The 12220-nt window shown below is 56.4% G+C and carries 13 protein-coding genes; 7 read left to right on the plus strand and 6 right to left on the minus strand.

Features of this window, described 5'->3' with window-relative positions; translation table 11 throughout:
- Window positions 1-148 precede the first annotated feature (148 nt).
- Window positions 149-1465, plus strand: coding sequence for a cytosine deaminase (locus tag DVA44_RS01830; RefSeq protein WP_114385621.1), 1317 nt, complete (start codon window positions 149-151; stop codon window positions 1463-1465).
- Between the two features lie 3 nt (window positions 1466-1468).
- Here DVA44_RS01830 and tsgA read toward each other — a convergent pair whose 3' ends face one another.
- Window positions 1469-2653, minus strand: a complete 1185-nt coding sequence (gene tsgA / locus DVA44_RS01835) for an MFS transporter TsgA (protein ID WP_114316533.1) — start codon at window positions 2651-2653, stop codon at window positions 1469-1471.
- A gap of 278 nt (window positions 2654-2931) precedes the next feature.
- Here tsgA and ppiA point away from each other — a divergent pair, with 278 nt between their 5' ends.
- From ppiA to DVA44_RS01860, 5 genes are all read left to right on the plus strand, one after another.
- Window positions 2932-3504 (plus strand): peptidylprolyl isomerase A, encoded by a 573-nt coding sequence (gene ppiA, locus DVA44_RS01840; protein ID WP_103824826.1) that lies wholly within the window; start codon window positions 2932-2934, stop codon window positions 3502-3504.
- Between the two features lie 108 nt (window positions 3505-3612).
- Window positions 3613-3780: a YhfG family protein gene (locus DVA44_RS01845; protein WP_103177289.1), complete on the plus strand. Its 168-nt coding sequence runs from the start codon at window positions 3613-3615 to the stop codon at window positions 3778-3780.
- The gene (locus DVA44_RS01850; protein WP_103824827.1) at window positions 3770-4372 is read left to right on the plus strand and encodes a putative adenosine monophosphate-protein transferase Fic; all 603 of its coding nucleotides are present in this window, start codon (window positions 3770-3772) and stop codon (window positions 4370-4372) included. Before DVA44_RS01845 ends, DVA44_RS01850 begins: the two co-directional genes overlap by 11 nt.
- A gap of 30 nt (window positions 4373-4402) precedes the next feature.
- Window positions 4403-4966, plus strand: a complete 564-nt coding sequence (gene pabA, locus DVA44_RS01855; protein ID WP_114385622.1) for an aminodeoxychorismate synthase component 2 — start codon at window positions 4403-4405, stop codon at window positions 4964-4966.
- 87 nt (window positions 4967-5053) lie between these two features.
- Complete coding sequence (locus DVA44_RS01860; RefSeq protein ID WP_114385623.1) at window positions 5054-6274, plus strand: aspartate aminotransferase family protein; 1221 nt, start codon at window positions 5054-5056, stop codon at window positions 6272-6274.
- Between the two features lie 85 nt (window positions 6275-6359).
- Here DVA44_RS01860 and DVA44_RS01865 read toward each other — a convergent pair whose 3' ends face one another.
- Both DVA44_RS01865 and crp read right to left on the minus strand, forming a co-directional pair.
- On the minus strand, window positions 6360-8447 hold the full coding sequence (locus tag DVA44_RS01865) for a YccS/YhfK family putative transporter (RefSeq protein ID WP_114385624.1): 2088 nt from the start codon (window positions 8445-8447) through the stop codon (window positions 6360-6362).
- A gap of 57 nt (window positions 8448-8504) precedes the next feature.
- Window positions 8505-9137 carry a cAMP-activated global transcriptional regulator CRP gene (gene crp, locus DVA44_RS01870; RefSeq protein ID WP_000242758.1) on the minus strand — a complete coding sequence of 211 codons (633 nt, stop codon included), beginning with the start codon at window positions 9135-9137 and terminating at the stop codon, window positions 8505-8507.
- A 309-nt stretch (window positions 9138-9446) separates the two neighbouring features.
- Between crp and DVA44_RS01875 the strand changes: the two genes are divergently transcribed.
- A complete protein-coding gene (locus DVA44_RS01875) occupies window positions 9447-9851 on the plus strand; it encodes an OsmC family protein (RefSeq protein ID WP_103824831.1) in 405 nt (134 codons plus the stop codon).
- Window positions 9852-9941: 90 nt separating this feature from the next.
- Here DVA44_RS01875 and DVA44_RS01880 read toward each other — a convergent pair whose 3' ends face one another.
- From DVA44_RS01880 to DVA44_RS01890, 3 genes are read right to left on the minus strand one after another with little or no spacing between them, the layout of a single operon-like run.
- Window positions 9942-10811 (minus strand): phosphoribulokinase, encoded by an 870-nt coding sequence (locus DVA44_RS01880; RefSeq protein WP_103824832.1) that lies wholly within the window; start codon window positions 10809-10811, stop codon window positions 9942-9944.
- Between the two features lie 30 nt (window positions 10812-10841).
- Window positions 10842-11060, minus strand: a complete 219-nt coding sequence (locus DVA44_RS01885; protein WP_103177282.1) for a YheU family protein — start codon at window positions 11058-11060, stop codon at window positions 10842-10844.
- 2 nt (window positions 11061-11062) lie between these two features.
- Window positions 11063-12079, minus strand: a complete 1017-nt coding sequence (locus DVA44_RS01890; protein WP_114385625.1) for a hydrolase — start codon at window positions 12077-12079, stop codon at window positions 11063-11065.
- Window positions 12080-12220 lie beyond the last annotated feature (141 nt).

Raw genomic sequence — 12220 nt, forward strand, 5'->3', positions numbered from 1 at the left:
TAGTGGGTAGATGACTGATTTGTCAGGTTTTTTATAAGTCGTGGAAATCGCAGGCTTTTCATAGTCGATGATTATGTGTACAAATCAGGAGGCTAATTTTTAATTTCAGCTACTCCTGAATTTCAGCCCCCATCTTAGAGAGAATATGATGTCTACAGCACCGCTTTGGCTTATTCAGAACGTCCGTTTACCTGGCCGTGACGGCTTTTGGCAACTGGCTATTGAGAACGGTCGTTTTGGCGAGATCACCCCGACGGGCGAAAAGCAGGTTGAGAGCGATGAAGTGTTGAATGCCCGCGGAGGGTTAGCCATCCCGCCTTTTATCGAACCGCATATCCACCTGGATACTACCCAGACTGCAGGTGAGCCGAACTGGAACCAGTCCGGGACGCTGTTTGAAGGCATAGAGCGTTGGGCAGAGCGCAAGGCGCTGCTCAGCCATGAGGATGTTAAAGCCCGGGCCTGGAAAACCCTGAAGTGGCAGATCGCCAACGGCATCCAGTTTGTGCGCACCCATGTGGATGTCTCCGACCCGACGCTGACCGCCCTGAAAGCGATGCTGGAGGTGAAGCAGGAGGTCGCCCCGTGGGTGACGCTGCAGATTGTGGCCTTCCCGCAGGAAGGGATTCTCTCTTATCCGAATGGCGCGGCGCTGTTGGAAGAGGCCTTAAAGCTGGGGGCGGATGTGGTGGGCGCCATCCCGCACTTCGAATTCACCCGGGAGTATGGCGTGCAGTCCCTGCATATCGCCTTTGAACTGGCGAAGAAGTACGACCGGCCGCTGGATATTCACAGCGATGAAATCGACGACGAACAGTCTCGGTTTGTCGAAACGGTGGCGACGCTGGCGTATGAGGCCGGGATCGGCCCGCGCGTCACTGCCAGCCATACCACCGCCATGCACTCTTATAACGGGGCTTACACTTCGCGGCTGTTTCGTCTGCTGAAGCTCTCCGGGATTAACTTTGTGGCCAATCCGCTGGTGAATATCCACCTGCAGGGGCGCTTTGATGATTATCCGAAGCGGCGCGGCATTACCCGTGTGAAGGAGCTGCTTGAAGCGGGCGTCAACGTCTGCTTCGGCCATGACGACGTGTTTGATCCGTGGTATCCGCTGGGCACCGGCAATATGTTGCAGGTGCTGCATATGGGGCTGCATGTCTGTCAGATGATGGGGTATCAGCAAATCGATAGCGGACTTAACCTGATCACCCATAACAGCGCCAGAACGTTTGGGCTGAGCGATTACGGTATTGAGACGGGGAATCCGGCAAATCTGGTGATTCTGCCCGCGGAAAGTGGCTTTGAGGCGGTGCGTTGCCAGGTGCCGGTGCGCTGGTCGATTCGTCAGGGCAGGGTCATTGCCGCCACGCAGTTAGCCCAGACCTGGGTGCAGATGGACAGCGGTGGGGAAGAGGTATGCTTTACCAAAAACAGCCCCTTCACTGAGCGCAAAGGGGCGTAAGGATTAGTGCGTCGCTGCCGCCGCGTTATGCTGGCGGTGGCGGGTGACGAAGCCCAGCACCAGGCACATCACAAATACCACGGCATAAAGACCATTGGCGGTGTGTAACGCTGCCAGCGGGCCCTTGTGCGCCACAATCGGGCCGGTCACCACGAAGGTCAGCATGGTGCCGATGGTGCCGCAGGTCAGCACGAAGTTTACCAGCTTCGGCGAGGCCACTTTGGTCTGCAGGGAGCCCAGAGTGATGATCGAGGTGTAAATGGCGCTGGAGAAGAAGCCGAGCGTCAGGATAAACCACGGCATCTGCTCCGGGGAGCCGTTGATAAAGAGGTACATCAGCACGGTGGCGACGCCCGCCAGCACGGTAAGGATCCGCTGCAGGTCAAAGAAGCGCAGGATAAAGCTGAACGCCCACATGCCGAACATGTACGACATCCAGAAGTCACTCACCAGCTTACCGGCATCGTTCAGGCTCATCCCCAGACCTTTGGCATACTCCGGTACCCAGGAGATAAAGCCCAACTGGCCCAGGATGTAGCAGAGGGCGGCGACAGAGAGGAACAGGACGCCAATCCCCCATTTTTCTTTTACCACCGGCTCGCTGGTGGTCTGCGCTTTTTTGCCCAGAACCGGGAAGTCACAGCCGAAGGTCAGAATAAAGATCGCCACGTAGACCAGACCAATGCAGGCGTAGACCCAGTACCACTCAATGCTGCGGGCCAGCAGCGCGGCGGCCACAATCGGGAAGATCATCCCTGCCATGCTGAAGAAGGAGTCGGTGAAGAGCAGTCGCGCGCCGCGCTGGCGGCCTTCATACATGTGGGTGATGAGGAATGTCCCGATGGACATGGTGATGCCGCTGACCAGACCCAGCACAAACATGGCGGCGGAGAACAAGGCGATGCTGTGGCTGAGCATCAGACCCGCCACGGCAAGGACCATCAACACAAAGCCAAAACGCAGCTGCGTTTTCAGCGGGACGATTTCCATCAGCCAGGCATTGAGAAAAATGGAGATCAGGATCCCGGCGTTAAGAAAGGTGAAGGTGTTACTCATGCTGGAAACGGGCAGGTTGAAATAGTCTGCGATATTTCCCATCACCATCCCGGTGACAATTACCAACGCACCGGTGAGGGCGTAGGAGAAGAAGCTGATCCATGTGAGCTTGATACGATTGCTGTTAGTCATGACTGGCCTGTGAATAGAAGTGTAAAGCGCATTGACGGCGCTGCGAGCGGCCAGATTTTAATCGTGAATGTGATCTAATTAAATCTTTTAGGACAAATTAATCATTCATTGCATAAAAAAGGGTGATATTAATCACGTTAAGGTCGCTGGCATGACTTTGCCGGGCGGTTACATCTGTTTCAAATAGGTAAAATTAGGTAAAGGGCTGGCCTACGTTCATACTGCTCTTTAGAATCAAGCCATTCGCTTTCTTTACTGCGCTTTGTTAAGGAATTCTCATGCTCAAATCAACCCTGGCGGCTGTCGCGGCTGTACTCGCTCTTTCAGCCCTCTCTCCTGCTGCGCTGGCAGCGAAAGGAGACCCGCACGTTCTGTTGACCACCTCTGCCGGCAACATTGAGCTGGAACTGAACAGCCAGAAAGCTCCCGTTTCTGTGAAAAACTTCCTCGATTATGTCAACAGCGGTTTTTATAACGGCACCACGTTCCACCGTGTGATCCCAGGCTTTATGGTGCAGGGCGGCGGCTTCAACGAGCAGATGCAGCAGAAGCAGCCAAACCCGCCAATCAAGAACGAAGCGGATAACGGCCTGCGTAACACCCGCGGCACCATCTCCATGGCCCGTACCGCCGATAAAGACAGCGCAACCAGTCAGTTCTTCCTCAACGTGGCGGATAACGCCTTCCTCGACCATGGCCAGCGTGATTTTGGCTATGCGGTGTTTGGTAAAGTTGTGAAAGGCATGGATGTGGCCGATAAAATTTCTCAGGTACAGACGCACGACGTCGGTCCTTACCAGAATGTGCCGTCAAAACCGATAGTTATCCTCTCTGCGAAAGTCCTGCCTTAATGCGTAATGGCGCGGGCAAGTTTTGCCCGCGTTACCTTTACCTCCCTGCGAAACCGCAGTTTGCTGCTTATACTTGTGGCAACACGGGCACAAGCAGGGAGGAAAAAGGTGAAAAAACTCACTGATAAGCAAAAATCCCGTCTTTGGGAACAACAGCGAAACGCGAATTTTCAGGCCAGTCGCCGTCTTGAAGGCGTCGATAGTCCATTAGTCACGCTCAATGCCGACGAGGCAGAACTGCGTCTTGAGGAGCTCAGGAGGCAGTATGAGCGATAAATACGGCAACGATCGCGATCCCTATCTCTATCCCGGCCTGAATGTCATGCGTAACCGGCTGGGCATCCGCCAGGCGGAGCGTCTGGCGCAGGCGGCGTATGAATTCACCGCGCTGCGAGCGGCAACCCTGGGGCTGGGGCCATTGCTGCGTGGCCTGCCGCATCTGTGCGCCATTCATCAGCATATCTATCAGGATATCTTCGACTGGGCGGGTGATATTCGCGAGATGGATATTTACCAGGGCGATACCCGCTTCTGCCACTTCGCCTACATCGAAAAAGAGGGCAATGCCCTGATGCAGGATCTGGAGGAGGAGGGCTATCTCGTCGGGCTGGAAAGAGAGGACTTCATTAACCGCCTCAGCCACTACTATTGCGAGATCAACGTTCTGCATCCGTTCCGCATCGGCAACGGTATTGTTCAGCGCATCTTCTTTGAGCAGCTGGCGATCCATGCGGGCTATCAGCTTGACTGGCGCGGTATCGACCCGGAAGAGTGGGCGCAGGCCAACCAGAGCGGTGCGATGGGGGATCTGAGTGCGTTGAACGCAATCTTCCGTAAAGTGGTAAGCGAAGCCGGGGAAACTGAGTAGAATAGGGCGGCCATTTTTTCAGGAGCTGCCATGATTCTGCTGATTGATAACTACGATTCCTTCACCTGGAACCTGTACCAGTATTTTTGCGAGCTGGGGGCGGAGGTGGTGGTCCGGCGCAACGACGCACTCTCTCTGGAGGATGTCGCCGCGCTCAATCCGCAAAAAATCGTTATCTCTCCTGGCCCCTGCACGCCGGATGAGTCCGGCATCTCGCTGGCGGTGATCCAGCGCTATGCCGGTAAAGTGCCGATTCTGGGCGTCTGCCTCGGGCATCAGGCCATCGCCCAGGTCTTTGGCGCCACCATTGTGCGGGCCGCAAAAGTGATGCACGGCAAAACCTCCCCGGTGACGCACAACGGCGTCGGGGTTTTCTGCGGTCTGAACAACCCCCTTACCGTCACCCGCTATCACTCACTGATTATTGATCCGCCCACCTTACCCGACTGCTTTGAGGTCACCGCCTGGAGCGAAACGCAGGAGATCATGGGTATCCGTCACCGTAAATGGGATCTGGAAGGGGTGCAGTTCCACCCCGAAAGCATTCTCAGCGAACAGGGCCACCAGCTGCTGGCTAATTTCCTCAATCGTTGATTTTTAGTTGCCATGAAGTGATTTTTTAAGCATATTTCGTGATTATATTTTCACTTCTGCTTTTTGCTTAAAAAAGGGTGGGGTTACATGGCAACTGAACAATCTGCAATTACGCGCGCAACATTCGATGAAGTGATACTGCCAATTTATGCACCGGCTGAGTTTATCCCGGTGAAGGGGAAAGGCAGCCGCGTCTGGGATCAACAGGGCAAAGAGTATATTGATTTTGCGGGCGGCATTGCGGTAACGGCGTTAGGTCACTGCCACCCGGCGCTGGTCGAGGCGCTCAAAACTCAGGGCGAAACCCTGTGGCACACCAGCAACGTCTTTACCAACGAACCTGCGCTACGTCTGGGCCGCAAAATCATCGACGCCACCTTTGCCGAGCGTGTGCTGTTTATGAACTCCGGCACCGAAGCCAACGAAACCGCTTTTAAGCTGGCCCGCTATTACGCCTCCACCCGCCACAGCCCGTTTAAAACCAAAATCATCGCCTTCCACAATGCGTTTCATGGCCGTTCGCTTTTTACCGTGACCGTGGGCGGTCAGCCAAAATATTCCGATGGCTTTGGCCCGAAACCGGCCGACATCATCCACGTGCCGTTCAACGATCTGCATGCGGTAAAAGCGGTGATGGACGATCACACCTGCGCGGTGGTGGTTGAGCCGATCCAGGGTGAAGGCGGCGTGATGGCGGCAACGCCAGAATTCCTGCAGGGGCTGCGCGATCTGTGCGATCAGCACCAGGCCCTGCTGGTCTTTGACGAAGTGCAGAGCGGTATGGGCCGTACCGGGGATCTGTTTGCTTATATGCACTACGGCGTGACGCCGGACATCCTGACCAGCGCCAAAGCGCTCGGGGGGGGCTTCCCGGTGAGCGCCGTGCTCACCACGCAGGATATCGCGTCGGCATTCCACGTGGGCTCTCACGGCTCGACCTACGGCGGCAACCCGCTGGCGTGCGCGGTTGCCGGAGCGGCATTCGATATCATCAATACCCCGGAAGTGCTGAGCGGCGTCAATACAAAGCGCGAGCAGTTTGTGAAGCATCTTCAGCAGATCGATGCGCAGTACGATGTCTTCAGCGATATCCGTGGCATGGGGCTGTTGATTGGCGCCGAACTGAAGCCGCAATACAAAGGCCGGGCGCGCGATTTCCTCTACGCCGCCGCCAGTGAAGGGGCGATGGTGCTCAACGCCGGGCCGGACGTGATGCGCTTTGCGCCATCGCTGCTGGTGGAGAGCCAGGATATCGAAGAGGGGATGACCCGCTTTGCGCAGGCGGTGAAGCGGGTGGTTCAGGGATAAGTGAGATGCCGGGTGGCGCTGCGCTTACCCGGCCTACAAGATCCGTAGGCCCGTGCAAGCGTAGCGCCGCCGGGCAAAACAAAGCTTAATACGGCGTCCGCTTCAAACGCCGTATCAACCAGATGCCATGATGCGGACGCTGGCGCCACGCCACCGACGAAATGGTGTGCATGGTGTTCAGATGCCCGAGGGTGCGCTGCAGATGTTGTTCCAGCGTACTCATGGGGCCTTGCGTCAGGGTCTCTGGCGCTTCCAGGATATTGCTGTCCCCACTCTCACCCGGCTCGTCATACTCCAGACGCTGCTGACAGCGCTGAAGGGCGATTTCACAGGACTGCAGATAACGCTGCGCCAGGTCTGGCGTCAGCATCGTATGCTCCCGCGCCAGGGTCGTCATTGCGTTGATATGCTCGACGATAAACTGGCTGTGCGTCACCCAGAGTTTCATATCCGCCAGATACGCCGAATTGAAGCCCGGCTCCTGCATCGCCTGATTGAGGGAGTTGAACAGCGCATTGTGCGCCTGATTGACCTTCATGCGCTGCCAGGCCAGCGGCGTGGGTTGCGGATCGTCGCTGAGGATCAGGCGGATGGCTTCCTGATCGGCCTCCAGCGCGTCGTGAGCGTTCTGCCGCAGCAATCCGCTCTGCCACTGCGGCCACAGCCAGACCATGCCGCCAAAGGCAATCAGGCAGCCAATCAGCGTATCGGCCAGCCGGGCGATAATAAACTGCTCACCGTTGAGCGTAATCAGTTGCAGGCTGTACACGGCGGTCAGCGTAAAGCCCACGGTCGCCCAGCCGTAGCTCTTGCGAATGATCAGGTAGCTTACCAGCGTCACCAGCAGCATCCCCGCCAGGGTATAGCCTTCCGGGACGTGTAAGTGCAGGGTGATCCCGGCAATAATCAGCCCCGCCATCGTGCCGCCCGCCCGGTGAAGGATGCGCACCCGCGTGGCGCTGTAGCCGTTTTGCGTCACCAGCAGCACGGTCATTAAGATCCAGTAAGGCTTAGGCAGATGCAGCGCCATCCCCATCAGGCTGGCGATACTCAGCATCACGCTGATGCGGGCCGCATTGCGCAGGGCGGCAGACTTCAGTGACAGATAGCTTTTCAGGGCGGGGATCAGCGGCAGGCGTTTCTGCTTATCCGCCATCAGGTCGCGGGGGTAGAGCGGGCGCTGGGTGCGCAGCACACGGGCAATACGGCTGAAGTGCCAGGCGCAGAACTGGCCCACCGGGTTATCCGGATGCTGACGGGCGATCTTCTCCAGCGCGCCGAGCTGCTTGTCCATAGTGAAACGGGTGGGGTATCGATGATAGAGAATGTCGTCAGCCAGCACCCGCAGTCGGGCGGCGACGGTTTGTGCGTTCCAGCGGATCACTGCTTCGGCGTGGCTGCGCTCCACCAGCTTTTGCACTTCCTGCGGATGATGCAGGCTGACGGAAATATGCTCCTGCAGATCCAGCCCCACCTGGAAGGTACGCAGCAGGCGTTTGTATTCATGATTCCTGTTCGCCGCCAGCATATGCAGCTGCTGGTAGCACTGACTAATCAGGTCCACCACCTTCTGCTGACGGGCCAGCAGCGGCGGCAGCGATTTTTCCGGGTCGGTATGCTGGGTCAGCAGGGTGTATTTCGCTTCGCAGTAATCGGCCAGCTGGCGGTAGAGCACGCTCAGGGATTCACGCAGCGGCTGCTCCCGCCACAGCCAGAACCAGAACCAGTTAAACAGCCCGTACCAGAGTGTCCCCAGGGCGTAGATCAGCAGCGGCGCCCAGATCGGCATATTTCCCGCCAGACTGAGGGTAAAGATGGCCGCAATCAGCGAGGCGGGCAGCAGGCGGGCGTGCAGAGCGCTTATCTCCGCCGTGACCCCTAACGTCATCGCCAGGGCAGTCAGAATGAGGGGCAGCGGAATATCGCGCGCCAGCAGCAATTGCACGGCAAGACTACAGCCGGCAAACAGGCAGCCGCCAATCATCAGGCGTTTAAAAAAGCGTTTATGGGGCGTGTCGAGACCCGCAATGTTGCAGCAGGCGGGAACGAGAGAAAACAGAAGGCCGTATTGCAGGTAACCGAGAACTAAACCCACAGCCACAGGGAGACACAGCACCAGGGTTTGCCGCAGTGCGTAGTTAACTTCCGGGTGGTAAATGAGCCTGCGCCACATGGGTGAGAGAGACAAAAACGGCGTGTCATCATGCGATGCCACGCCGTCTGAGCGGAATTAACGTGTTCCGTAAACCACGATGGTTTTACCGTGGGCGGAAATCAGATTCTGATCTTCCAGCATTTTCAAAATACGGCCCACTGTCTCACGGGAACAACCGACGATCTGACCAATTTCCTGACGGGTGATTTTAATTTGCATACCGTCCGGGTGGGTCATGGCGTCTGGCTGTTTCGCCAGGTTCAGCAGCGTCTGAGCGATACGGCCCGTTACGTCCAGGAAGGCGAGGTTGCCCACTTTCTCGGAAGTAACCTGCAGACGGCGAGCCATCTGCGAAGAGAGGCGCATCAGGATATCCGGGTTAACCTGGATCAGCTGGCGGAACTTTTTATAAGAGATCTCAGCCACTTCACACGCGGTTTTCGCACGGACCCAGGCGCTACGCTCCTGACCTTCTTCAAACAGGCCCAGTTCACCGATAAAGTCTCCCTGATTCAGGTAAGAGAGGATCATCTCTTTGCCTTCTTCATCTTTGATCAGCACTGCCACTGAGCCTTTGACGATGTAATACAACGTTTCCGCTTTTTCACCCTGGTGAATCAGCGTGCTCTTCGATGGGTACTTATGAATGTGGCAATGAGACAAGAACCATTCGAGAGTCGGGTCTGTTTGCGGTTTGCCAAGCACCATGCGCTGTTATCCTCTGTTATAAGCTGGCTCCAGAGTCTGGCTCTGTACCTGTACTCTGGGGTTGCAATCGTATTCTTTCCCCTGCCTGGGGTCTGGCTGTCACAATGATTAGCAGCCTGTAATGTGTGATGTCCTCTGCATACATGTGCAACGTCAATGTATTACTGTAGCATCTCGACTGTTTTAGCATAGCTTTTGCCGCGTGTCTCCTGGTGTCTCGCTTCAGCTTGATGCAGGTCGACTTCCGTTGCCAGAATTGTTACTGGCGCGTAATCTGACAAGAAAAATGCAATCCTGGAGTGAGTTAAAATGCAAGCACGTGTGAAATGGGTTGAAGGTTTAACGTTTCTCGGTGAGTCCGCGTCGGGGCACCAGATTCTGATGGATGGCAACTCCGGTGATAAAGCACCCAGCCCAATGGAAGTGGTTCTGATGGCGGCGGGAGGATGCAGCGCTATCGACGTGGTATCGATTCTGCAAAAAGGGCGTCACGATGTGACCGACTGCGAAGTGAAACTGACCTCAGAGCGTCGGGATGAAGCGCCGCGTCTCTTTACCCATATCAACCTGCATTTCGTGGTCACCGGCAAAGCGCTGAAAGATGCTGCGGTCTCCCGCGCGGTAGATCTCTCTGCGGAGAAGTACTGCTCCGTGGCGCTGATGCTGGAGAAAGCGGTCAATATTACCCATTCGTATGAAGTGATCGAGGCGTAAGGCCTGGATCAAACGCCGGGCGGCACTTCGTTTGCCCGGCCTACAGAACCTTGTAGGCCCGGTAAGCGTAGCGCCACCGGGCAACACGCCTCAATCGATCTTCTTCCCTTCCATTAACCGCTGCACCAGCGGCGTCATGATTAACTCCATCGCCAGCCCCATCTTCCCGCCCGGCACCACCAGCGTATTGATGTGTGAAATAAACGAACCCTGCAGCATCGCCAGCAGCCAGGGGTAATCGATATTGTCCAGATTACGGAAATGGATCACCACAAAGCTCTCATCCAGCGACGGTATGCCTTTAGCGGCAAAGGGGTTAGAGGTATCCACGGTCGGGACGCGCTGGAAGTTAATATGGGTGCGGGAAAACTGCGGCGTCAGGAAGTTGATGTAATCCTCCATCGAGCGCACCACGGAATCCATCACCGCCTCGCGGGAATGGCCGCGCTCACTGGTATCCCGCGTCAGCTTCTGGATCCACTCCAGGTTGACGATAGGCACTACCCCCACCAGCAGATCGACATGGCGCGCCACGTCATGGTGCGGCGTAACGACCCCGCCGTGCAGACCTTCATAAAACAGTACGTCTGTGGGTTCTGGCAGCGGCTGCCAGGGGGTAAAGGTGCCCGGAACCTGGTTCCAGGGTACCGCTTCATCATAGGTATGCAGGTATTTGCGCGACTGGCCGGTGCCGCTTCGACCGTACTCTGCAAAGGTCTGCTCCAGCAGGCCAAAGTCGTTAGCATCGGGGCCAAAGTAGCTGATATGTTTGCCTAAATCACGGGCCTTGCGGATGGCCATATCCATCTCAGGGCGAGTGTAACGGTGAAAGCTGTCGCCTTCCACTTCCGCGGCACGCAGATGAAGTTGCGAGAAGATCTTACGAAAGGCGAGGCTGGTGGTGGTGGTACCCGCACCACTCGATCCTGTGACGGCGATAACCGGATGTCTGGCGGACATAGCAACTCCCTGAGTGGAAAGATGTCGCGGTTAACCGCGAAATTGATTGCGAGGCATGATGTTGACGGTTTCGTGCAACTCGGACCATACGACCAGCACCTCACCGCTTTGCAGCTGCCGCCTTATGTCAGCGACCTTCTGCTCAAGCGAACGTTCCTCTTCACCATAATCGGTGCCTTCGCGTAACACAAAGCTTTCAATCAGATTATCCAGCGTTTCGGGAGCCAGATCTTGCCAGGGAATAATCATGTTTATTTTTCCAGATAGGGGGTCAGCCAGCCCGGGATACGTGTCTCCAGCCACATCTGCGGTCGGCGCAGCGTTCCGCTGATAAAGCCCACGTGCCCGCCATGTTCGGTCAGCTGATACTGTACGTTTGCCGGTAAATGTTCCGGCGCCGGAATCGAATGATGATCCATAAACGGATCGTCTTTCGCATGAATGATCAGCGTAGGCCGGGTGATTTGATTCAGCAATGGCATGGCGCTGCACTGACGATAGTAGTCAATCGCATCGGCAAAACCGTGAATTTTGGCGGTGATCAGATCGTCAAATTCACGAATGCGTCGCATGCGCTTGAGCTGCTCCAGGTTTATCGGCAGCGAGCCCGGATAGGCTTTCAGTTTACGTGAGGCGTTGCCTTTCAACAGATTAAGCAGGTAGCGCTGATAGACGCGCGAAAAGCCCTTATCCATATGATAGCTGCACTGTTCCAGCATAAACGGGGCAGAGACGATGACGGCGGCATCCAGCGGGATCGTGTCCCCCTCTTTCGCCAGCAGGCAGGCGAGCATGTTTCCCCCCAGCGAATAGCCCACCGCAGCGGTAGGGGCCGGGCCGTGGGTCTCCGCCAGCCAGCGCAGGAACCAGGTGCCATCTTCTGTTTCGCCGGAGTGATAGATGCGTTTCTGGCGATTGGGTTCGCCGCTACAGCCTCTGAAATGCATCACCACGCCCAGCCAACCGCGCGCTTTCGCCGCCTGAATCAGGCCGTGAGCATAGGGGCTGTGCAGGCTGCCCTCCAGACCATGAAAGACCACCAGCCGGGGTTTGCGCTGTGCCTTAGAGGGATCTTCACTCCATGCCAGATCCACAAAGTCATCATCCGGCAGGTCGAGTCGCTGCCAGACGGGAGTAAAAAGCACTTTACGGCGGATGAGACGCGGCAGCATGGTTTGCAGATGGCGGTTCGACAGGCCCCGCATGGGGACAAAGGTCGCGCTCTCGTCGGGCGTAAAGTTAAATTCAGATGGGATTGTCTGCGTCATAACGGTGTGATGTTAATTCTTCTCAATCGTTCACTATACCTTCCGAATCGGCTCCTGTTTATAAAAAGCCACGCGATTGCGCGATCGCATCCCCTCACAGCGCCCTTATTTAGCCCGTAGCCTGTTGTTTAACAACGTCAA

It is taken from the genome of Leclercia sp. W17 (assembly GCF_003336325.1).
In the GTDB taxonomy this organism is placed as follows: domain Bacteria; phylum Pseudomonadota; class Gammaproteobacteria; order Enterobacterales; family Enterobacteriaceae; genus Enterobacter.